The 20,771-nt window shown below is 61.1% G+C and carries 21 protein-coding genes and 2 pseudogenes; 11 read left to right on the plus strand and 12 right to left on the minus strand.

Translation table 11 applies throughout. The features are described from left to right. Window positions 1-239: pseudogene (locus CIC12_RS00005) on the minus strand (sensor domain-containing diguanylate cyclase); the annotation flags it as partial. Between the two features lie 258 nt (window positions 240-497). Here CIC12_RS00005 and CIC12_RS00010 point away from each other — a divergent pair. Then, the gene (locus tag CIC12_RS00010) at window positions 498-755 is read left to right on the plus strand and encodes a DUF2866 domain-containing protein (RefSeq protein WP_168660988.1); all 258 of its coding nucleotides are present in this window, start codon (window positions 498-500) and stop codon (window positions 753-755) included. Between the two features lie 20 nt (window positions 756-775). On the opposite strand, the gene CIC12_RS00015 is transcribed toward CIC12_RS00010, so the two are convergent. Beyond that, window positions 776-1,417 carry a 2-hydroxychromene-2-carboxylate isomerase gene (locus CIC12_RS00015; RefSeq protein ID WP_168661020.1) on the minus strand — a complete coding sequence of 214 codons (642 nt, stop codon included), beginning with the start codon at window positions 1,415-1,417 and terminating at the stop codon, window positions 776-778. A gap of 324 nt (window positions 1,418-1,741) precedes the next feature. On the opposite strand from CIC12_RS00015, the gene CIC12_RS00020 reads away from it, so the two are divergent. Next, window positions 1,742-2,110, plus strand: coding sequence for a hypothetical protein (locus tag CIC12_RS00020; protein ID WP_168660990.1), 369 nt, complete (start codon window positions 1,742-1,744; stop codon window positions 2,108-2,110). A 48-nt stretch (window positions 2,111-2,158) separates the two neighbouring features. On the opposite strand, the gene CIC12_RS00025 is transcribed toward CIC12_RS00020, so the two are convergent. Further along, window positions 2,159-2,785, minus strand: a complete 627-nt coding sequence (locus CIC12_RS00025) for a LysE family translocator (protein ID WP_168660992.1) — start codon at window positions 2,783-2,785, stop codon at window positions 2,159-2,161. 211 nt (window positions 2,786-2,996) lie between these two features. Here CIC12_RS00025 and CIC12_RS00030 point away from each other — a divergent pair, with 211 nt between their 5' ends. The 4 genes from CIC12_RS00030 to CIC12_RS00045 all read left to right on the plus strand — a co-directional run bounded on the left by CIC12_RS00030 (window position 2,997) and on the right by CIC12_RS00045 (window position 6,460). After that, entirely contained in the window at window positions 2,997-3,581 is a 585-nt protein-coding gene (locus CIC12_RS00030; RefSeq protein WP_168660994.1) for an IMPACT family protein, read from the plus strand. A 364-nt stretch (window positions 3,582-3,945) separates the two neighbouring features. Next, on the plus strand, window positions 3,946-4,488 hold the full coding sequence (locus tag CIC12_RS00035) for a hypothetical protein (RefSeq protein WP_168661022.1): 543 nt from the start codon (window positions 3,946-3,948) through the stop codon (window positions 4,486-4,488). Between the two features lie 133 nt (window positions 4,489-4,621). Continuing rightward, entirely contained in the window at window positions 4,622-5,242 is a 621-nt protein-coding gene (locus CIC12_RS00040; RefSeq protein WP_168660996.1) for a LysE family translocator, read from the plus strand. Between the two features lie 240 nt (window positions 5,243-5,482). After that, window positions 5,483-6,460 carry a 2-dehydropantoate 2-reductase gene (locus tag CIC12_RS00045; RefSeq protein WP_168660998.1) on the plus strand — a complete coding sequence of 326 codons (978 nt, stop codon included), beginning with the start codon at window positions 5,483-5,485 and terminating at the stop codon, window positions 6,458-6,460. 102 nt (window positions 6,461-6,562) lie between these two features. Here CIC12_RS00045 and CIC12_RS00050 read toward each other — a convergent pair whose 3' ends face one another. From CIC12_RS00050 to oxlT, 3 genes are all read right to left on the minus strand, one after another. Further along, window positions 6,563-8,014 (minus strand): aldehyde dehydrogenase family protein, encoded by a 1,452-nt coding sequence (locus tag CIC12_RS00050; RefSeq protein ID WP_168661024.1) that lies wholly within the window; start codon window positions 8,012-8,014, stop codon window positions 6,563-6,565. Between the two features lie 82 nt (window positions 8,015-8,096). After that, on the minus strand, window positions 8,097-9,077 hold the full coding sequence (locus tag CIC12_RS00055; RefSeq protein WP_168661000.1) for a LysR family transcriptional regulator: 981 nt from the start codon (window positions 9,075-9,077) through the stop codon (window positions 8,097-8,099). Between the two features lie 30 nt (window positions 9,078-9,107). Next, the gene (gene oxlT, locus CIC12_RS00060) at window positions 9,108-10,451 is read right to left on the minus strand and encodes an oxalate/formate MFS antiporter (protein WP_168661002.1); all 1,344 of its coding nucleotides are present in this window, start codon (window positions 10,449-10,451) and stop codon (window positions 9,108-9,110) included. Between the two features lie 393 nt (window positions 10,452-10,844). Here oxlT and CIC12_RS00065 point away from each other — a divergent pair, with 393 nt between their 5' ends. Beyond that, window positions 10,845-11,792, plus strand: a complete 948-nt coding sequence (locus CIC12_RS00065) for a LysR family transcriptional regulator (RefSeq protein ID WP_168661004.1) — start codon at window positions 10,845-10,847, stop codon at window positions 11,790-11,792. A 96-nt stretch (window positions 11,793-11,888) separates the two neighbouring features. Then, complete coding sequence (locus CIC12_RS00070; protein ID WP_168661006.1) at window positions 11,889-12,197, plus strand: hypothetical protein; 309 nt, start codon at window positions 11,889-11,891, stop codon at window positions 12,195-12,197. An 80-nt stretch (window positions 12,198-12,277) separates the two neighbouring features. Here the strand turns inward: CIC12_RS00070 and CIC12_RS00075 are convergent, their stop codons facing one another. From CIC12_RS00075 to CIC12_RS00100, 6 genes and pseudogenes are all read right to left on the minus strand, one after another. Then, on the minus strand, window positions 12,278-13,207 hold the full coding sequence (locus CIC12_RS00075) for an NAD(P)(+) transhydrogenase (Re/Si-specific) subunit beta (RefSeq protein ID WP_238812244.1): 930 nt from the start codon (window positions 13,205-13,207) through the stop codon (window positions 12,278-12,280). 55 nt (window positions 13,208-13,262) lie between these two features. Continuing rightward, entirely contained in the window at window positions 13,263-14,084 is an 822-nt protein-coding gene (locus CIC12_RS00080; protein ID WP_168661008.1) for a fumarylacetoacetate hydrolase family protein, read from the minus strand. A 60-nt stretch (window positions 14,085-14,144) separates the two neighbouring features. After that, entirely contained in the window at window positions 14,145-15,392 is a 1,248-nt protein-coding gene (gene frc / locus CIC12_RS00085; protein WP_168661010.1) for a formyl-CoA transferase, read from the minus strand. A 26-nt stretch (window positions 15,393-15,418) separates the two neighbouring features. Next, window positions 15,419-15,598, minus strand: a pseudogene (locus tag CIC12_RS33810) (thiamine pyrophosphate-binding protein); the annotation flags it as partial. Window positions 15,599-16,066: 468 nt separating this feature from the next. Then, on the minus strand, window positions 16,067-16,786 hold the full coding sequence (locus CIC12_RS00095; RefSeq protein WP_168661012.1) for a GntR family transcriptional regulator: 720 nt from the start codon (window positions 16,784-16,786) through the stop codon (window positions 16,067-16,069). Further along, complete coding sequence (locus tag CIC12_RS00100; RefSeq protein ID WP_168661014.1) at window positions 16,764-16,979, minus strand: hypothetical protein; 216 nt, start codon at window positions 16,977-16,979, stop codon at window positions 16,764-16,766. Before CIC12_RS00100 ends, CIC12_RS00095 begins: the two co-directional genes overlap by 23 nt. A gap of 387 nt (window positions 16,980-17,366) precedes the next feature. Between CIC12_RS00100 and shiA the strand changes: the two genes are divergently transcribed. The 3 genes from shiA to CIC12_RS00115 all read left to right on the plus strand — a co-directional run bounded on the left by shiA (window position 17,367) and on the right by CIC12_RS00115 (window position 20,587). Next, entirely contained in the window at window positions 17,367-18,686 is a 1,320-nt protein-coding gene (gene shiA, locus CIC12_RS00105; RefSeq protein ID WP_168661016.1) for a shikimate transporter, read from the plus strand. Between the two features lie 352 nt (window positions 18,687-19,038). After that, a complete protein-coding gene (locus tag CIC12_RS00110; RefSeq protein WP_168661018.1) occupies window positions 19,039-20,442 on the plus strand; it encodes an L-lactate MFS transporter in 1,404 nt (467 codons plus the stop codon). 10 nt (window positions 20,443-20,452) lie between these two features. Continuing rightward, on the plus strand, window positions 20,453-20,587 hold the full coding sequence (locus CIC12_RS00115; protein WP_121320923.1) for an MFS transporter small subunit: 135 nt from the start codon (window positions 20,453-20,455) through the stop codon (window positions 20,585-20,587). Window positions 20,588-20,771: the final 184 nt, after the last annotated feature.

Here is a 20,771-nt window from a genome sequence, read left to right on the forward strand (position 1 = left end):
GGCTCGATCAGGTCGAGCAGCATCGGCGCGCGGTCATCGAGCCATAGCGTCACACTCGCTAGCGAGAATTCCTGCGGCAAATGGCTGAACAGGGTGTCGAGAAACGAGGCGAAATCCTGCGCGTCGATCAACCGCAACTCGACGTTCTGAAAGCGGCGCAACGTGCGCTCGTTGTGTTGCACGGTATCGACTAGCGAGCGAAGGCGGTCGGAGAGCGGCGTTTGGGCGAGATTCGTCACGGTATCAGGATGCGAGCCCGAAGGCGAAGCGGGGATGGCAGCCTTAACCGCTCTAATAACGGCCGATCTGGCGAGGTCTTGACGATGAGATCACGGCGCGGGTGTCGATGCGCCTCTTAAGTTTCGCTTAATTCTTCCCTGCAACCATGCGCACACCATCCCCTGTTAAGCCGCCAGAATATCGGCGGTCTTTTTTCTTAAGGGTGTCGACGACGCGCCAAAAGACGGGCTGCATGCCCGCGCAGAAGGAGTCAAATCATGGTTGAAAAAACAGTATTCGAGCATTTGCGCGCCATGCCCGGCATTGAATGGGTCAGCCAGATCCACACCTGCAAAGTCTCCGACCCGTTGCAGCCGCCTTGGGGACGTTCGTACCGCCTCGTCGAATGGACCATGAAGCACACGCCCGAATCGAGCCGCCGGGTCGTGCCCGCTGAAAGCACACCGTTCGAAATCGCTCAGGCCGTTGTCTCACACGTCCCGGGTCGCCGCTTCTGCCAGCAAGGCAACGAATAAGCGCTGCCGCGCGCTCTCCCTCATTGCGCTGTACCCGTCGAATCGCAGTACTCCAGCGCGTCTTCCAGCCTGTCGTTGCCCCAGAACATTTCATCGCCGACGAAAAACGTCGGGGCACCGAATATCCCCTTGGCCACGGCCATTTCGGTCTGTTTGCGCAGGCGCAGTTTGTTGGCGTCGCTTTGCGAGTCGGCGATGATCTGCTGAGCTGGCAAGCCGAGTTCGTCGAGTGCTTCGCGCACTACCTCTGCTGAGCCGATGTCGCGGTCATCGGCGAAATTAAGTTGCATGATCCTACGGCAATAGGCGGCCATCCATTGCCGGTCCGCGCCCAGTAGGGCCACGCGCATCGCCAGCAGCGCCGCACGCGGGAAGGCGCCTGGCCGCACGAACGGGATGCCGTATTTACGGCATTGCCGTTCCATGTCCTTCCAGACGTACGCGCCCTTCTCCTTCTGCAGCACGAATGGCGAGTTCGCGAAGCCGAGGTCGCGAAACACGGGCCCCAGCAAGAACGGCCGCCAACGAATCCGCACGCCGTGCGCGGCTGCCAGCGCCTCGATGCGCATAACGCTCAGGTAACTGTAATTGCTGCCGAAGTCGAACCAGAACTCGATCTCCGGGGCGAGGGAAGTTGTCGAAGAAGACGTAGCGTCATTCATGTTGCCTCCGGTATCCAGCATGCCCACTCATTGCCGCCGATGGACTACGTCCGTGCAATGCTTGAAAGTCGCGAGTGACGGTTCTGCCTATGATGAACCTCCCCACTCATGTCACGTTGACGGTCCGTCATGACCTATCCGTACGACATGCTCACCGCCGCCTGTCTCTTCATCATTGCCGTGTTGCCGTCGATTCTGCTCGCGTTGTCCTGGCCTCACTAAAGCTACTCGCATGGCTTGGCGTGAAGCCGCTGCCGCACGCCGTGTGGCCTCGAAAAAAGACGCGTTATACTGTACATATATACAGTATTTTTCGTCTGAGCAATGCATCTTCCACCTTTCGAACCTCCCACGCTCGCCGAGTTGCGCACCTGGTGGCGCACGCGCGACGAGCGGGCCGTCCAGCGGCTAATCCTCGAAATTCAGCGGCAGCGGCTCACGCTGCTGGAGTTGCGTTACCTGATCGATAGCGGCGTTCATCAGGCGCGCGCCACGGATCGCACATTGGTCGAACGCGGCGAACCGTTGATGACGCTACGCATCAGGGTCGCGCAGGAAGTGCTGCGGGTCGGCGACATCGACGATACGCGGCAAGCAAGCCGCGCCGAACGGGACAAGGTCGCCGTTCGCACGCAAAGTCAGATGGAATACTCGCGCGAAGGCCGCCTGCGACGGCAGCGCCGCAACATCTAGCCCAAACGCCCTTCGTACATGACGAAACTAAACAGACGCGCGGCTCGATCAGCGCGTCTGCGCGGCCACGCGCAGGCCGAGCGAAATGAACAGCACGCCGATAATTTTGTTCTGCCAGCGTGTCAGCCACGTCAACCGCTTGACGAACTTGCCCAGCGGCCGAATGGTCAACACGATCAGCGTTGTATACAGCGCGCTCATGCCGACGAAGATCAGTCCCAGCGTGGTGAACTGGAGAAAGGTAGAACCGTGTTCGGGGCGCACGAACTGCGGCAGAAACGCTAGAAAAAACAGCGCAGTCTTGGGATTCAATACTTCGGCGGGAATCGCCTGAAAGAACGCTTTCGATCCCGATACCGGCGCGACCACCGGCAATTGCGCGCACGCCTGCTTCTCGCGCAGCGCGCGAATGCCCAGATAGACGAGATAGGCCGCGCCGACGTATTTCACCGCATTGAACGCGAGCGCGGAAGTCATCAGCAATGCGGAGAGGCCGACTGCAGCGCCTAGCGTGTGAATGAAATCGCCAGCCGCGATACCGAGACCGGTGAGAATGCCGGCCTTGCGCCCGCCATGCACGGTGCGCGTCAACACCAGCAGCACCGCCGGGCCCGGAATGAGGAAGAGCCCGAGCACGACTGCAACGAAAGTCCCCAACGTGGATAGGTCAAGCATATTGTCTCCTTGTCGACGCGCTGGATTCAGCGAACTGGCGCGCGTTCAGCAGGCAATTGTAGACGAATGCGCGATGTCGCTCTTTTGCGGCGCGGACGTGCTGTGTCGCGGCCCAGCCCAAGGTCCTCGTGGGTAATACGCCGCCGATCCGTTACCATGGCGAGCACCGAGCCGCGTGCGGCTCGCACCTGTTCATACTGAAGTCTTTGCCTTGCCGACCTATACCTTGCCTGCAGCGCTGAGCGCGGAACTCGAGATTCGAAAGAGCCGATTCATTGCCCATGCAATACCGGTTGCCGACCGCGATGCCGCAATGGCCGAGCTACGGCGGCTGCGCCACGAACATCCGGCCGCGACGCATGTGTGCTGGGCGTTGCTGGCCGGCGGCCAGTCCGGCATGTCCGACGACGGCGAACCGTCCGGGACCGCTGGAAGGCCGATTCTCGAAGTACTGCGGCATCACGATCTGGACGGCGTGCTGGCGGCCGTCGTGCGCTACTACGGCGGCGTGAAACTCGGCGCCGGCGGTCTTGTGCGCGCCTACACCGATGCAATCGCGTCCGCCCTGCTGGATGCGCCGCGAATCGAGAGGATTGCTCAGGTTTCGTTAATCGTCGAAGTGAGTTATGCCGATGAAGCCAAAGTTCGCCGGTGGATCGAAGCCGAGGCATATACGCTTGTAGACAGCGCATATGGCATGCTGGTGAAGATGACGATCCGCTTACCCGTCAATAAGCTCGAAGAAGCTCAGCGAGTGCTGGTGGATATGACTCAGGGAAAAGCAGGTTTCTTTTGATAGTCCAACCGTCCAGCTCTCCTTTGCGAAAACGCAAACAGCGAAAGCACGAGAACAGGATTGCACGGTACATAAAGGTAAAAATATGACAATGCTTTAATGACGCGGTGTCTATTAAAAAAACGGCTCTGTATGATGAACAGATTCCTGCCAATACGACAGGGAACGTGAACCGTGTCATCCAGAAGGGCCCAGCGGTCGGCTCACTGTTACCATGCTGTTCTCTACCGGGATGTCTCCATTAAAAAGGGCAACGCCTCTGACCTCGACCGCCGCTTTTTCCAGCACAGCGCCTGAATTGCCGCGACGGAGCCCGTCCCTGCCGCGCCTGGCCAGTTCCATGGGTTCAACGTTGCGCACGACTCTGCTCAGGGGCTGCGGCATCGTTGCGCTGCCGTTGGTGCTATCGGCGTGCTCATGGTCGTGGTTCGGCCTGAATAGCAGTGCGCCGCGCGCGGCCGCGCATTCCACCGGATCGCTCAGCGTCGCCCCTGCCCGCGAGTTCGCCTACGTGCCTGCTCGCAGCGGACGCGTTTCGCCGAACCGCATCGAGAACACCGCCATGACCGGCATCGTACTCAAGGACGACATTAACGAAACCGTGCGCAACGGGGTGGCGAACAGTTTGCAGGTCGCGGGGTTTCGTCTCAACGATCGCAAGCGGGTGCTGAGTGGCAGCATCGAGATGTTCACCGTCGACGATGCGCGCTCGCCGGCGTTCTGGACGCTGAAGATGCGCTACGTGGTCACCGACTCCGCTACCCGTCAAATCGTGTTCGCGACCGTCAAGACGGTCAAACGGAAGTCGCCGAAATTCACGAGTAGTACGGTCGCGATCGAAGATACCGTCAAGCTGAGCGTCGACTCGTTGATTAGCGATCCCGGATTTGTCAAAGCGGTGAACTAAACGCGTCGGTGTGGGGTGCGAGCGAGTTTCGCTACAATTTCATGAACCACGGGTCGCGCGCCGGCCCCGCCGGCCGTGATGGCCATCCCGCCGCGCGATTCCCTGCAATCTGCCGTTCATCGCGCGAGCCATCATGTCCATCACCGCCTGGCTGTTCTTTTTGCCCGCCTGCTTCGCTATCAACCTCGCGCCCGGGCCCAACAATCTGTTGTCGATCAATGTAGCGGCGCGTCATGGATTCCTGAAGGCGTTCGTCGGCGGCACCGGCCGGCTGGTTGCATTCGCGATGATGCTGGTACTCGCCGCAACCGGTCTTGCAGTCGTGCTGCACGCCTCGGAGTGGTTCTTTCTTGCGATCAAACTGGCTGGCGCAGCGTATCTGATCTGGCTTGCCATTCAACTGTGGCGCAGCGATGCGCCCACCATCGATACGTCGCAACCGCAGGATGCGTCGCTCGGTCGAATTGCGTGGCGTGAGTTTCTCGTCGCGGCCGGCAATCCGAAGGCGATTCTGGTCTTCACGGCGTTTCTGCCGCAGTTCCTCGACGTTGCAAGGCCGATCGTGCCGCAGTTCGCGGTGCTCGGCGCGAGTTTTCTGGTGCTCGAATGGGTAGCGATTGCGCTCTATTCGTGGGCCGGGATGTATCTCGGGGAATGGTTGGTGCGGTCGCGGGTTAGGCGGTGGTTTAATCGCTTTTGCGCCGGGTTTCTGGCGGCGATCGGGGCGAGTTTTTTGTTGGTGAGGAGAGCGTGAAGATGAACCATGCACGCCCCGGCTCTGTCACGCCGTGCGTGTAGAACGTCGCCATCGCACGAAGGCCTGCTATGGCGAATTCGCCATAGCAGCGATCGCGTCGTCCTTCCATAACCGATACCTAATGTATCGGCCCAGAAACTTTAACTATCTGCATTCGTCGCACCCCCTTATTCTCAAACAGTGCCCCGTTGGCTACGCTAGGGGCGATCGACTTCTCATAGTCACTGGAGCGGCATCATGAAGATCTGCATCTTTGGAGCGGGGGCGATTGGCGGCCTGATGGGCGTGCAACTCGCCCGTGCAGGCGCGGACGTGAGTTTCATCGCGCGCGGAGCACATCTGGCGGCCATGCGCGAGCATGGCGCGCGTTTGATCATGGACGGCGAGACATTCAGCGCACCGGTTCGCTGTACGTCCGACCCACGCGAACTCGGCGTGCAAGACTTCGTGATCGTCACGCTAAAGGCCCATTCGTTGCCTGGCGTGGTCGACTCCATGCAGCCTCTGCTCGGCAAACACACGGCGATCGTCACCGGCGTCAACGGCATTCCCTATTGGTACTTTTATCAGCATGGCGGGCGCTTCGCCGGCACGCGCCTCGCAAGCGTCGACCCGGACGGCGGTCAGTGGACGAAGCTCGGCCCCGAACGGGCGATCGGTTGCGTGCTGTATCCCGCTGCGGAGATCGTCGAACCCGGTGTGATCAAACATGTGTACGGAAAGAAATTCCCTATCGGCGAGCCGAGTGGCGAGCGCACGCCGCGCATTCAGCAACTGCACGACATCATGCAGGCTGCGGGTTTCGAAGCGCCGATTCGCGACAACATCCGCGACGAAATCTGGCTCAAGCTGTGGGGCAATCTGTGCTTCAATCCGATTAGCGCATTGACGCACGCCACGCTCGACGTGCTCACCAGCGACCCGGGCACACGCGCGGTATCCCGCACGATGATGCTCGAAGCCAAGCGGATTGCCGATCAGTTCGGCGTGCACTTTCGCGTCGACGTGGAAAAGCGGATCGACGGTGCGGGCGCGGTCGGCGCGCATAAGACGTCGACGCTGGTCGATCTGGAGAATCGCCGTCCGATGGAGATCGATCCATTGTTGACGGTCGTGCAGGAAATGGGACGTCTCGTCGCCGAACCCACGCCCACTATCGACGTGGTGCTGGCACTGATCAAACTGCGCGAGCGCATGGCATTGCAGGGCAACTGATCGAGCAGCGTCGCGGTCTTTTCATCTCTTCCTGTTGCCGCCGCAATAAGAGAAGGATCGAATGCCTCGTGCGTTCGATCCTTCTTTTTACTCGCTATCGCTCTATTGATCGATCGCCAGCCACACCGCCTTCGGTTCAGTGAAGTTCTCGATCGCGACGTCGCCGTGTTCGCGGCCGAAGCCTGAATCGCCGGACCCGCCCCACGGTAGCCGCACGTCGGTATAGCCGTAGGTATTGATCCACACGGTGCCCGCTTTCAGGTCCCGCGCCACCCGATGCACCCGGCCAATGTCCGCGCTCCATACACCGGCCGCGAGGCTATACGCCGTACCATTGGCAATCCTGATCGCATCGGCCTCGTCATTGAAGCGAATCACGCTGGCTACCGGCCCGAAAATCTCCTCCTGCGAAATGCGCATTTCGTGCTCGACGTTGGCGAACACCGTCGGTTCGACGAAGAAACCGCGCTCGCCGATTCTCGCGCCGCCAGTCACAAGCGACGCACCTTCGGCTTGCCCTGCGTCGACATAGCCCAACACGGTCTTCATCTGCGCGGCGGAGATGAGCGGGCCCATCGACGTTTCGCGCGCCGACGGATCACCGACCTTGATCGACTTCGCACGCGCGCTGAGACGCTCGACCACCTCGTCGTACACGTCGCGATGAGCGAGAATGCGCGAGCCCGCCGAACACACCTGACCGGTATTGAAGAAAATCCCCGATGCTGCGGCGCGCACCGCATTGTCGAGATTTGCATCGGGGAAAATCAGGTTCGCCGACTTGCCGCCGAGTTCGAGCGTGACGCGCTTGAAATTGCCGGCCGCGCCTTGCAGAATGCCCCGCCCGACCGACGGCGAGCCCGTGAAGGTCACCTTGTCGACACCCGGATGCGCCACCAGCGCATCGCCGACCACCCGTCCTTTGCCAGTGACGATGTTCAGCACGCCGGGCGGCACGCCCGCTTCGAGCGCAAGCTCGCCGATGCGCAACGCGGTGAGCGGCGTGATCTCCGCGGGCTTGACGATCAGCGTGCAACCACACGCGAGCGCCGGCGCGATCTTCCACATGCCGATCATCAGCGGGAAATTCCACGGCACGATCGCAGCGACCACGCCCACCGGCTCGCGCAACGTGTATGTCAACGCATCGGGCCGCGTCGGCACCACCTGACCGTTGATCTTGTCGCACCAGCCCGCGTAGTATTCGAGCGTATCGATCGCAGCCGGAATGTCCTGGCGCATCACCGAGGCAATCGGCTTGCCGGCGTCGAGACTTTCGAGCGCGGCGATCTCGTCGAGGTTGGCGCGCATCAGGCCGGCGAGACGCGTCAGAATGCGGCCACGCTCGGCCGCACGAATCGAATTCCATACTTTCAGCGCGGCGCGCGCGGCATGCACCGCTGTATCGACGTCGGCGGCGCTGCCCTGCGCCACCAGCGCAACGGGCTCTTCGGTGGCCGGATTGATGTCGACGGAATATTCGCCTGTGCCCGGCGGCAAACGCTTGCCGTCGATCAGCAGATCATGGCGCCTGAGGTCGGTGTCAGTTTCCATCATGAAGCTCCTTGAATGGATATTGTCGTGTGGCTGAGCGCGGCGAATCGCTTGGGGAGAATGCCCGCCATCGCGGCTGATGCTAAGGCTCGTGCAAAAGGGCGCTGCGCGACGCAAATGCCGGCCCTGTGAGCGCTTGCGAGGGAGAGGATGTCGCGCCGCCGTGTGCGTCGATAGACTCCGGCGCGGCGAACTGTGTCCAGGCCGCCGCGGCGTTAGGTCGTAAAGAGCGGTTCCGGCGATGCACGAGGAAGGTAGTCACGGTCACTTCGGGCACCAAGGGCCGGCTCACCAGCGAGCCCCCCGGTGCCGGCCAATGCGCGTCGACAGGCAACACGCCGACGCCGAGGCCCAGTTCGACCATGCGCGACACAGCCGCCACATGGCCGAGTTCCTGCAGCGGGCGCCGCTTCAATTCATTTGCGCTGAAGGCGAGTTCAAGTGCCGCGCGCACGCCCGTGTCGGCATTCAGCGTGATGAGCGAGCACTGCTGCAATGCGCGCCATGCAACACTGTCATGCCGGGCTAATGGATGGGAGGAAGGAGTCACTGCATGCAGCGGCGTCCTGAAGATCACCTGCGCGTGCAGCAATTCATTGTCGAACGGCTCGACCAACGACACGAGGCCGAAATCCACTTCGCCTTGCTCCACGCTCGCGAGCACAGCGCTTTGCGGCTGATCCCTGACCGATACGATCAACTCGGGAAACGCCGATGCGCAACGTGCAAGCGCCTGCGCGACGCAACTCGACGACAGCACGGGATTGCTTGCCAGCACCACGACACCGGTGTGTCCGTCGTACGCAGCGCGCTCTTCGAGCAAAGTCAGTTCAATCTCGTCGAGCAGCCGGCCAATCCGACGTTCGAGGCTCGCGCCCGCATGGGTCAATTCAACCTGGCGTGTGGTGCGATCGAAGAGTTTCAATTCAACGGCATCTTCCAGTTCGCGCACACAGCGGCTCACCGCCGATTGCGTCAGATCGAACTCGCGGGCCGCGCGCGTGAAACTCCGCTCACGTGCGACGGCAACGAACACCTTGAGCTGCTGCAACGAAACGTTCATGACGTCTGCGCCAGGCGCGGGCAGTTCATGCTATTCCCCGGTCTGATCGGGCCAGTGGCTGAGCCGCGAAGCATTGCCGTTGCCCGCGATTGCCAGCGCGCCTTGAGGCTCGTTGTGCGACTCGATCCAGCGCGAGCGCATCGGTGCAAGGACGAATTTCGCCGAGATGCCCGCGGCGATCGTAATGACCGCGGAAACGATAAAGACGAGATTCCAGCCGCCCGCGGCCGCCAGTACCGATGCGATCGGCACGAGCAAAGCCGCCGTGCCCTTCGCTGTGTACAAGGTACCCGCATTCGCCGTTGCGTACTTGCTGCCGAAAGTATCGGCGCAAATTGCCGGAAAGATCGAGAAGATCTCACCCCAGAACAGGAAGATCAGTCCGGCGAAAACCATGAACGCATACGGATTGGTGCCGAACTGCATCAAGCCGAGCAGCGCGAGGCCCTCCCCGATGAAGATCACGAACATCGTATTTTCGCGGCCGATCTTGTCGGAGATGAAACCGCACAACGGACGTGTCAAGCCATTGAGGATGTTGTCGATCGAAAGGGTGGCGGTGAGCAGCGGCAACGTCAGTCCGAGGAACGACATCGGAATGCGGGCGAGGCCCCAGTCTCTCGCGATCGGGCCGATTTGCGCCGTCGCCATCAGCCCGCCTGCGGCAACCGCCACGAACGACACATAGATCACCCAGAACACCGGCGTCTTGATCATCTGGCGCGACGTGAAGTCGGCCTTCGACACGGCAAACTTGCTCTTGCGCACACCTTGCTGACGCAGCACCGGCCGGATCAGTAGCATCGCGAGCAGGAAAATGCTGACGCCTTGCAAAATGCCGAAGAAGAAGAACGCGTGCTCGAAACCCGAGCGCGTGATCATGTTGGCAATCGGAATCACCGTAATCGCCGCGCCCGCGCCGAAGCCCGCTGCCGTCAGACCCGCTGCAAGACCGCGTCGGTCGGGAAACCATTTCAGCGCATTGCCGACACACGTGCCGTACACGCCGCCCGCGCCGATGCCGCCAATCACCGCGGACGCGTACAGCACGCCCAATGTAGTCGCATACGAATTCATGACCCAAGACAAGCCCGCGCATAGGGCGCCCACCGCGACCACCGGCCGTGGCCCGAACTTGTCGACCAGCAAACCTTCGAGCGGTACGAGCCACGTTTCGGTCAGGATGAAAATCGTGAAGGCGAGCTGAATGGACGCTTCGCCCCAGTGATGCCTCGCGTTCATGGGCGCGACGAACAACGTCCATGCGTATTGCAGATTCGCCACCAGCGCCATGCATGCGATGCCGATCACGAGCTGCCACCAACGATTCCCCAAAAACCTGCGGGTCGTTGTTTCCTCGGTGATATTGTCCATGAGCCTTGTCTCCGCTATTTGTCTGGTGCAGCCGGCCGACGCCCGAAGGACAGTGCCTTCGGAGGACGCGCCTCGCTGTATGCGTCCCACTTATGGTTAGAACCCGAAAAGCCTTGCTTTTCGGGAAGATCTAATATCCGCTATTTAATCCACTTCTTTAAAACAGCCGATTTGATTCATCGCATTTTTCAGGACTTCTTTATTCCGATCAATTAACCGGCAAAGCATGCATGACGGGCTGCTTCGTCCACCATGCCTGATATCCAAGCGTTAACCCGAATGCGGTAGCGGCAATTTCGCTTTTCTTATACAGACCGATGCTAGGGTCATTGCTGAATTACTAATAATTAAAGTTTGTTATTATGTGGATTCACATTTGCTTATACATCGGCCATGACGATGCGCAATGCGACTCTACGGCAACTGAAGGTCTTTGAAACGGTGGCGCGCCACCTGAGCTTCTCGCGCGCCGCGGAGGAATTGCATCTGACGCAACCCGCCGTCTCTACCCAGGTCCGGCAGCTCGAAGAACATGCGGGACTGCCGTTGTTCGAACAGCTTGGTAAAAAGATCTATCTGACACCGGCCGGCACCGAAATGCTTCACTACAGCCGCGCGATCATCCAGCAGTTTCACGAAGTCGACGAAGCGATGTCGCAGCTCAAAGGCGTCTCCGGCGGCAAGCTGAATGTCGCGGTAATCAGCGCGGGCGACTACTTCTTTCCGCGTGTGCTCGCCGAATTCACGCGCCGCTATTCCGGCGTCGTTCTCAATCTGGCGGTGCACAATCGCGAAGAACTGCTGCATCAACTCGCGACCAACCAGACCGATCTCGCCGTGATGGTGCGCCCGCCGCACGAGACCGACGCGACCAACGAGCCGTTTGCACCGCACCCGTATGTCATCGTGGCGGCGCCCACCCATCCGCTCGCGCACAAACGCAACATCCGGATGAGTCAGCTCGCGAACGAAGCCTTTATCGTGCGCGAGCGCGGTTCGGACACATGGAATTCGATGGAAGAAGGTTTTGCGGGACGCCTCTCCAATCTGAAGATCGCCATGGAGATCAAGAGCACCGAGACGATCAAGCAGGCAGTAATCGCCGGAATGGGCATCGCGTTCCTGTCCGCGCATACGATCAGCCTCGAATTGCAGCTGGGCCATCTGGTCGTGCTCGATGTCGAGAGCTTTCCCGTCATGCTTAACTGGTACGTCGTGCACCGGAAAAACAAGCGCCTGCCGCCCGTGGCCGTCGCCTTCAAACGCTTCCTCATGGAGGAAGGCGCGAACCTGATCGAAAAGATCACGCGCGTCAAGGAATTGAGCGTGTATAAGCAGTAAGCTATGGACACCCAATAAAACTTTAACTATTTCAAATTGTCCGGTACTTCTATGCTGCAAGCGAGTTCTCTCACTTGTCAGCCCAGGAGGCCGATCATGAACCACGCTCCGGTTGCGTCTCATACCAGCAGCACGTACACCGTCCGTCTTTCCGCGGACGCTTCTGACGACGCCCATCTGAGCGCATACAACGCCGCGTTCAGCGACCTCGGCCTGCGATTTCGCTGGGATCATGCGACGCTCGATCCGCTGAGGGAATTCAATGGCGAAATGGCGCGCATCACTGCTTACATCGAGCGGTATCACGGTCATCTTCACCGCGCCTACGATGCCGACTTTCTCGCGCAAATGATCCTGCACAAGAAGGACCGGTACTACAGCGAGTTCGCGGCCGCAGGCGCTTGAGGGCTCAGGGGGGATCATGGTCCCGCCGTACGTCGCCTCTGCGGTTCGATGAGGTTGCGCATTCATGCAGTGACTCATCTTCAATGCCGCGCCGTGAAATGACTCGCACGATGGCGAACGCACTCGCGTTGACGTCTGTTCGCGCGCCCGCTGTCATGCCGGCATGCGCGATGACGATACGCTACCGTACGGATCGTTCCCGGCGCCATGTCGCGCAGTGCCCACGCCTGTTCTTCTCCGCCATGCCACTCGATGCGCGCGAGCAGCCCTCCCTTGCTCATGTCCACACCATCGCAACGTGCGGCGAAAGCGTGCGCGTGCAACACGCGCCCTTCCTCGTGGCCGGCGGAGTACTCGCGGCTGATCATCAGATGCGCGCCCATGGCGGACGCCAGCGCGCTCATGGCAAGCAGTGCCGCGAGTCCGAACGGCTGCGCCTGCTCGGTCGCGAAACCGTAACCGAGCCATCCGCAGAGCAGCATCGCGAACAGATTGACGATGCGGTGGCCCGGACGCGCGATCGTATTCAACTGCAATGCGCCGCGTAACTTGCAGAACGCAATCGCGGAAGTCGCGAAGATCAGTGCGCCGATGAAGACGGCTGCATAGAGTTCGATACGCTCGGCACTTTCCCGTGCATCCATCGATAAATAGCGCACGACGCCGCCGGACATGACAGCGAGTCCCATACCGCTGCCCAGGAGCGCGACGAGACGCGGCCGTCGCGTCAGATCGCAACCGCGTACGAGCCATGCTCCGAACACGGCGCCCAGCAGCGCGGCGTCGACTACCGCGCCGCTCGCTCCCATTCCCGCGGCGAAGAGTCCCGTGAACACGGCTGCCAACGCGCCCGCATGCCAATATGGCCGGCGCGTCGCCCGCATGTCGAGCTGTCGTTGCCCGACCGCGGCAAGCGCAACCGTCAACACAGAGATCAACGCCGCACCAAGACCGGCGGCCAGCGAGAAGCACACGCCCATCCATGCAGTACTGTCAGACGCCTGCAGCATGCGTACTCCTTCGAGTTGCGATGCAAAAACGCTGGACCGATGTTTCAGTTCACCGTCAGACCACGCCCGCCGCAACGCCCGGCGGCACCGGTGCGACCGGCTCCGCATGCGCGGCGCTCAATTTGTTGCTCAGCGTGCCGATTCCGTCGATCGTAATCGACACGGTCGCGCCATCCTTGATCGATCCGACGCCGACCGACGTACCGCACGCGATCACATCGCCGGGTTCGAGCGTGAGATCCTGCGAGATCAGGCTCACCTGCTGCGCGGGCGAGAAAACCATATCGGCAAGCGGATAGTTCTGCCGTTCGATGTCGTCGAGTTTCGTCACGAGATGCGCCTGCTGCCACGCGAAACCGGAGACAATCGCCGGACCGATACAACAGAACGTATCGAAGCCTTTCGCGCGGCACCATTGCGGAAAATGCGGATTCTCGTTCAGCAGATCCGCTGCGGTCACGTCATTGACGAGCGTGTAGCCGAAGATCGCGTCGGCGGCCTCCTCCACGCTGGCGTCGCGGCAACGCCGACCGATCACGATGCCCAGCTCGCCTTCGTAGGCGATCTTGCCCGCGTAACTTAAGGGTCGCCGGATGGGCTCACCTGCCCCGATTACCGAGGCCGCCGGTTTCAGCAAAAAAAGCGGATGCGTGGGCACGGGTTTGTCGAGCTTCGCCGCCAGCGCGTGAAAGTTGTTCCATAGCGCGATGACCTTGCCGGGCGCGCACGGCGCGAGCGGCGTCAGCGCGAGCGTCGACAATACCGCGCCGGTTGGCACCGGTTGCTCGAGACTTTCGTACTCGTGCAGATAACCACCTTCGACACGGCCGAACACGATACCACCGTCGTTCGACATGAACCGCATCCACGTATCCATACGTCGCTCCTTGAGCGTTCGGGGACAATCCTGGGTTGACTGACTTCGACTCCCGCGCCTTCAGATCGCGCCGGCCGTGCGCAATGCGCTGATCTGCTGCGGCGAATAGCCGAGTTCGGCCATCACTTCGTCGGTATGTTCACCCAGCAATGGCGAACGTTTGACGTCGGTCGGACTGTCGGACAGCTTGATAGGATTGCCAACGGTCAGATACTTGCCGCGCGTCGGATGATCCACTTCGACGATCGTGCCGGTTTTGCGCAACGACGGTTCCTCGGCGATTTCCTTCATCGACAGGATCGGCCCGCACGGAATATCGTATTTGTTGAGGATCTGCATGGCCTCGAATTTCGTCTTGGTCATGGTCCAACGCTCGATCTCGGCAAAGATCTCTTTCAGGTGCGGCAGACGCGCCGCAGGCGTCGCATAGTCGGGATCGGTCGCCCACTCTTCCTTGCCGATCACATTGCAGATCTTCGCCCACACCGGCGCTTGCGTGATGAAGTAGATATACGCATTCGGGTCCGTTTCCCAGCCCTTGCACTTCAGGATCCAGCCCGGCTGACCGCCACCCGACGCATTGCCCGCACGCGGCACCGCTTCCCCGAACGACCCGTTCGGATATTGCGGATATTCTTTCATCGTGCCGGTGCGGTCAAGCCGCTGCTGATCGCGCAGCTTCACGCGGCACAGGTTGAGTACACCGTCCTGCATCGCGGCGAGCACGCGCTGACCGCGACCGGTTTGCGTGCGCTGATACAACGCCGTGACGATGCCGAGCGCCAGATGCAAACCCGTACCGCTGTCGCCGATCTGCGCGCCGGTCACGACCGGCGGCCCGTCGTCGAAGCCGGTGGTCGACGCCGCACCGCCCGCACACTGCGCGACGTTCTCGTAGACCTTGCAGTCCTCATAAGGTCCAGGACCAAAGCCCTTTACCGACGCGACGATCATGCGCGGATTCAGTTCCTGGATCCGCTCCCACGTGAAGCCCATGCGATCCAGCGCGCCCGGCGCGAAGTTCTCGACCAGCACGTCGCATTTCTGGATCAGCGCTTCGAGCACCAGTTTGCCTTCAGGGTTTTTCGTATCGATCGTGATCGAACGCTTGTTGTGGTTGAGCATCGTGAAGTACAGGCTGTCCACGTCGGGAATATCGCGCAACTGCTCGCGCGTGATGTCGCCCGCGCCGGCCCGCTCCACCTTGATCACATCCGCGCCGAACCACGCCAGCAATTGCGTGCAGGTCGGTCCCGATTGCACATGCGTGAAATCGAGAATGCGTACACCGTCGAGTGCTTTGCCCATGTCATGTCTCCAGAAGGCCTTGGGTTTTACTTGTGCATGGTCCGGTTCTTCGCGCCCGGCGGGTACTCGCGCGGGTCAACCCAGACATTGACGACAGCCGAACGGCCGGTACGATGGTTCGCTTCGCGAGCGCGCTGCAACGCGCCGGCGATCTGCGCGGGGTCGCGCACTTTCTCGCCATGGCCGCCGAGCCTGTCGGCGAGCCGGTGTCCGCGAGCGATGACGCCGGCATTGCGCGCCGTCTGCGTGAGCGTGTCGTCGGTCGTCGTGGTACGCATCGTAGGGTTCTGCGATGAAACTGCTGCAGACATGGTTGTCTCCCTGTGTCTTTTGCTATAGCGCTTACGCCGACACCGCCTCTGTCACATACGGTATGTGATATATCAACTTCGATCAAGCCTAATTTCGCGAGGCGTGTGCGTCGGCACACCGGCTGTACGGCTTGCTGCTCAAGGCTTTACAGTGAAAAAGCGGCAGAGCTACCTAGTACCTCTCGGGAAAATACTGACCGGCGGCGCACGGCTGAAACGATCTGTTGATATATCACATACCATATTTATTAGATCGTCAAGCATGGGTTATCCCTGTCACGCGAGCAACGCTCAAAAAAAAGTCTGCGGTGCTTGAACACCGCAGACCTTTTCGTCGGCATCGCCGGTCAACCGCTCAGGTCATCAATCCAGAAAATCGCAATTCGCCTCGACGAACGCGGCGAGATCCAGCGAGTGCTGACGCACGAGCCGCTCGGCCAGCTCGGTGTCGCGTTGTTCCAGCGCCTCGATGATCCGCAGATGATCGACGATTGAGCGCGACGCGCGGTCGCTCTGCGAAATCGTCATGCGACGGATCGCCCGCACGTGGATGAAGATGTTCTTGATGGTGTCCAGAATGATCTGCGACTTCGACAACTCGACGATCGCCTGATGAAACGCGATGTTGGCGTCCGAATACTCGGCGATATGCTCGGCCGGCGTCGCATCGCGGAAATTGTCGAACATATGGCGCAGACGGGCGATTTCCGCGTCCGTGGCATGCAGCGTGGCGAGTCGCGCCGCCATGCTTTCGAGCGCCGCCCACATCTGGATCATCTCGACTATTTCGCGCTTGCTCTTGCGCACGATATAAATGCCGCGCCGCGGCACCATGCGCAGAAAGCCTTCCTGCTCGAGAAGCGTCATCGCTTCGCGCACCGGCGTGCGGCTCACGCCGAGCGATTCGCTCAGCACGCGTTCGTCGAGGCGGATTTCTTCGCGATTCTGGTATATATCCGCGTCGGCGATCGCCTGGCGCAGCATCGCGTACGCCTGGTCACGCAAGCTCGCGCTCGCGCCGATCGGCTGCAACGACAGGGTCAGCGGTGTTGCCACTGTTTCAGTTTGAAGTTCTGACGACATTCATCGCCTCGGATTGAACATGCGCGCGATACGACGTCGCCCCGCGCGGTTGCTCGCCCAGACCGATGAACCGGCCATGTTGCGATGCAAGCTGCGCGACCGACTGCGGAAGCCAGTCGGTCAGCAGAACGGTGGCGGAGGCGCCCAAACCCACAACAGCAATGGCGAGCAGCAAAAGAGACACAAATTCCATTTGTAACTCCAAACGATTGAGTGAACGTATGACTCAATCATATGCTGCATTGCCGCATTTATCAATATTCGGTATGTAGTATATCAGTATATGTTGTTTTCACGTAACGCTCGTATTCCTCGCGTTAGCACGCCGGCCTGGCTCATTTGCCCGTTAGCCGCGCCGATCCGAGCGCCATCCGGCGCCCACGCTCGGTGTAAACGCTCAAAACGCGCGCTATGCGCGCAGACGCGTCCGATAATCGCGCAATTGCACCCCCGCGCGGATTGTGAGATCCGCTTCGCATCAGTAACCTTCCGGACATTCTGAACGGATCGACGACGTCCACGGCCCTGCCGCCCCGCCGATCGTACCTGGCAATCCGAGCATTTCAAGGAGACAACGACAATGAGCACCACCCTCCCGACATCCGCGATGGCCGACCATCAGCGAGCACGCAACCAGGCGCGCAAGGCGGCGCTCGGCAGTTTCGTCGGCGCCGTGGTCGACTGGTACGACTTTCTGCTGTACGGCATCGTCGCGGCGCTGGTGTTCAACGCCGAATTCTTCCCAAAAGTCAGCCCGGCGATGGGCACGCTCGCGGCGTTCGCGACCTTCGGCGTCGGCTTCCTGTTCCGGCCGCTCGGCGGCTTCGTGTTCGGCCACTACGGCGACCGCCTCGGCCGCAAGCGCATGCTGGTCCTCACGGTGATGATGATGGGTCTGTCGACCGCGGCAATCGGGCTGCTGCCGGCCTTTTCGGTGATCGGCTGGTGGGCGCCCGTGCTGCTCGTGAGCTTGCGCGCGATTCAGGGCTTCGCGGTGGGCGGCGAATGGGGCGGCGCGGCGTTGATGGCAGTCGAAAGCGCGCCGGAAAAGAAGAAGGCGTTCTACAGCAGCGGCGTGCAGGTCGGCTATGGCGTGGGCCTCGTGCTGTCGACCGGCCTCGTCGCGCTGATCAGCCGTTCGATGGACAACGCGTCGTTCCTGAGCTGGGGCTGGCGTTTGCCGTTTCTCTTCAGCGTGGTGCTCGTGCTGATCGCGCTGTGGATCCGCTCCAGCATGGAAGAGTCGAAGGAGTTCGTCGAAACAGTAAGTAAGCGCGGCGAGCGCCGCGCTCGGCTGCCGATAGTCGAAGCGCTGCTGCGGCATCCGAAAGCGTTCCTGCTGATCATTGCGCTGCGTCTTGCCGAACTGTTCACGATGTACATCGTGACGGCGTTCGCACTGAACTACTCGACGGCGAATCTGCACATGCCGCGAGAATTCTTCCTGACGATCGGCCTGCTGGTCGGCGCGGTGAGCTGCGTGACGATTCCGTGCTTTGCGCTGCTGGCGGACCGCTTCGGCCGCCGCCGCGTGTACATCATCGGCGCGCTGGTCGGCATGTTCAGCGCGGTGCCGTTCTTCCTCGCACTCGAGGCGCGCTCGACAGTGTGGATCGTAGTCTTCGCGGTGATGCTCGCGAACATTGCGCACGACATGGTGGTGAGCGTGCAGCAACCGATGTTCACCGAACTGTTCGGCACCGAATACCGCTATAGCGGCGCGGGTGTCGGGTATCAGGTGGCGAGCGTGGTCGGCGGCGGCTTCACGCCGTTCATCGCGGTGGCGCTGGTCGGCTTCGCTGGCGGCTCGTGGCATCCGGTCGCCGCGTATCTGGCGATCGGCTGCCTGATCTCCGTGCTCGTGGCGGCCAGAATGAAGACGGGGCGCGGCGTCGCCTGATACCCGGCAATCCGACATCGCCCCAGAACCGACGGGCCGGCGTGGCGCAGCTGCCACCGCCGGCCCGTTTGCTTTGCGCCCGCGGCCACGGTGTCGCGGGATCCTACCGCGCATCACGGGTTGCTGTCGCATTTCACCAGGAAAATACCTTATGACTTGGCACCTCATATTGCAAAGGCCAACTTCGCGCCCTATCGTTCGGCAAAGCAAAATTCCTCATGAATGGGGCCGAGTCACATGAAAATTAAATGCATATATCGATGACGCGAGAACCGGCAAGCTTTACACTGCGCCGCCTCAAGCATTGTGTATGAAACGCCGATAACAAAGCTTTCCTCACCGGAGACCAACGATGAGCAGCATGACCGAGCCAGGCGGCCAGCCAGGCTCCGCCCCATTCTTTTCGAAACAGGCCACCATTGCGAAGCCGGGTTTTTCGCGCTGGATGGTTCCGCCCGCCGCCCTTGCCGTGCATTTATGTATCGGACAGGCGTATGCGTTCTCCGTGTTCAACGGCCCGCTGACCAAAGTCATCGGCATTACGCAATCGGCCGCCGATGACTGGTCGCTGACCGCGCTCGGCTGGATCTTTTCGCTGGCGATCGTGTTCCTCGGCTTGTCGGCGGCGTTCGCCGGCAAATGGCTAGAACACGTCGGCCCGCGCCGCACGATGTTTACCGCCGCATGCTGCTTCGGCGGCGGCTTCCTTGTCTCCGCACTCGGCGTGTACCTGCATCAGATCGCGCTGTTGTATCTCGGCTATGGCGTGATCGGCGGAATCGGGCTCGGGCTTGGCTATGTATCGCCGGTATCGACGTTGATCCGCTGGTTCCCGGACCGCCGCGGCATGGCGACCGGGATGGCGATCATGGGCTTCGGCGGCGGCGCGATGATCGCCGCGCCGCTGTCGGTGGCGTTGATGAACCACTTCCGCAGCGCGACCAGCATCGGCGTGGCCGAGACCTTCGTCGTGCTCGGCATCGCGTACTTCATCTCCATGTCCATCGGCGCAGTCGCGATCCGCGTGCCGGCCCCCGACTGGAAACCGGCCGGCTGGACGCCGCCCGCGACGGCCCAGAACAAGATGATTTCGCGTAACCACGTGCACATCGACCAGGCATTGAAGACGCCGCAGTTTTATTTGATCTGGCTGGTGCTGTTCCTCAACGTGACGGCGGGCATCGGCATTCTCGGTCAAGCCTCGGTGATGATCCAGGAAAGCTTCAAAAACACGGTGACAGCCGCTGCGGCAGCCGGCTTCGTGGGTCTTTTGTCGCTGTTCAACATGGGCGGCCGTTTCGTGTGGGCCTCGGCATCGGACTGGATCGGCCGCAAGAACACCTACTTCATCTTCTTCGTGCTCGGCGCGGTGCTGTACTACCTCGTGCCGGGTTTTGCGGCGTCCGGCCAGATCGCGCTGTTCGTGCTCGCCTACTGCGTGATCCTGTCGATGTACGGCGGCGGCTTCGCGACGGTGCCCGCGTACCTCGCGGACATGTTCGGCACGGCCTTCGTCGGCGGCATTCACGGCCGTCTGCTGACAGCGTGGGCCGCCGCAGGTGTCGCTGGGCCTGTGCTGGTGAACTACATCCGGGCGTATGAAGTCGCGAATGGCGTCGCGAAAGCCGATGCCTACACGATGACCGTTCATATCATGGCCGTGCTGCTGGTGATCGGCTTCGTGTGCAACCTGCTGGTCAAGCGTGTGGACGACAAGCACCACATGACCGACGCACAACTCGCCAAGGGCGCTTAAGGAGATCCGCATGTCGACCGCTCACACTCAAACCGTGCCTCAGACCAGCAAGGCGAAGCTCGCCATCTTCTGGCTGTACGTGACGCTTCCGCTGGCATGGGGCGTGGTCAATACGATCTCGCAGGCGATGAAGCTGTTCAAGTAACATCCGCCCGCCACACCCGGCCGCTCACGCGACGGGGTGCTGGCGAAGCGCGTGAATGGACGCATCGCGGCGCCCCGCCATGTGCCCCTTCACGTCGCTGCGTATCGACACGCGCCGCCGACGCGCGTCGCAAGTCCTCCCCTTTACCACTGGTACGATGCGCCGGCGCCGACTGTCGTCGTGG

It is taken from the genome of Paraburkholderia sp. SG-MS1 (assembly GCF_012275575.1).
Lineage (GTDB): Bacteria > Pseudomonadota > Gammaproteobacteria > Burkholderiales > Burkholderiaceae > Paraburkholderia.

Coding starts and splice junctions, on each gene's coding strand:
- CIC12_RS00025 (WP_168660992.1), bottom strand. CDS start 2,785: ATGCTTGACCTATCCACGTTGGGGACTTTCGTTGCAGTCGTGCTCGGG.
- frc (WP_168661010.1), bottom strand. CDS start 15,392: ATGGGCAAAGCACTCGACGGTGTACGCATTCTCGATTTCACGCATGTG.
- CIC12_RS00075 (WP_238812244.1), bottom strand. CDS start 13,207: ATGCTGCAGGCGTCTGACAGTACTGCATGGATGGGCGTGTGCTTCTCG.
- CIC12_RS00020 (WP_168660990.1), top strand. CDS start 1,742: ATGCATCTTCCACCTTTCGAACCTCCCACGCTCGCCGAGTTGCGCACC.
- CIC12_RS00065 (WP_168661004.1), top strand. CDS start 10,845: ATGACGATGCGCAATGCGACTCTACGGCAACTGAAGGTCTTTGAAACG.
- CIC12_RS00110 (WP_168661018.1), top strand. CDS start 19,039: ATGAGCAGCATGACCGAGCCAGGCGGCCAGCCAGGCTCCGCCCCATTC.
- CIC12_RS00015 (WP_168661020.1), bottom strand. CDS start 1,417: ATGAATGACGCTACGTCTTCTTCGACAACTTCCCTCGCCCCGGAGATC.
- CIC12_RS00050 (WP_168661024.1), bottom strand. CDS start 8,014: ATGGAAACTGACACCGACCTCAGGCGCCATGATCTGCTGATCGACGGC.
- CIC12_RS00115 (WP_121320923.1), top strand. CDS start 20,453: ATGTCGACCGCTCACACTCAAACCGTGCCTCAGACCAGCAAGGCGAAG.
- CIC12_RS00055 (WP_168661000.1), bottom strand. CDS start 9,077: ATGAACGTTTCGTTGCAGCAGCTCAAGGTGTTCGTTGCCGTCGCACGT.
- CIC12_RS00070 (WP_168661006.1), top strand. CDS start 11,889: ATGAACCACGCTCCGGTTGCGTCTCATACCAGCAGCACGTACACCGTC.
- CIC12_RS00040 (WP_168660996.1), top strand. CDS start 4,622: ATGTCCATCACCGCCTGGCTGTTCTTTTTGCCCGCCTGCTTCGCTATC.
- CIC12_RS00095 (WP_168661012.1), bottom strand. CDS start 16,786: ATGTCGTCAGAACTTCAAACTGAAACAGTGGCAACACCGCTGACCCTG.
- CIC12_RS00010 (WP_168660988.1), top strand. CDS start 498: ATGGTTGAAAAAACAGTATTCGAGCATTTGCGCGCCATGCCCGGCATT.
- CIC12_RS00100 (WP_168661014.1), bottom strand. CDS start 16,979: ATGGAATTTGTGTCTCTTTTGCTGCTCGCCATTGCTGTTGTGGGTTTG.
- CIC12_RS00080 (WP_168661008.1), bottom strand. CDS start 14,084: ATGGATACGTGGATGCGGTTCATGTCGAACGACGGTGGTATCGTGTTC.
- oxlT (WP_168661002.1), bottom strand. CDS start 10,451: ATGGACAATATCACCGAGGAAACAACGACCCGCAGGTTTTTGGGGAAT.
- shiA (WP_168661016.1), top strand. CDS start 17,367: ATGAGCACCACCCTCCCGACATCCGCGATGGCCGACCATCAGCGAGCA.
- CIC12_RS00045 (WP_168660998.1), top strand. CDS start 5,483: ATGAAGATCTGCATCTTTGGAGCGGGGGCGATTGGCGGCCTGATGGGC.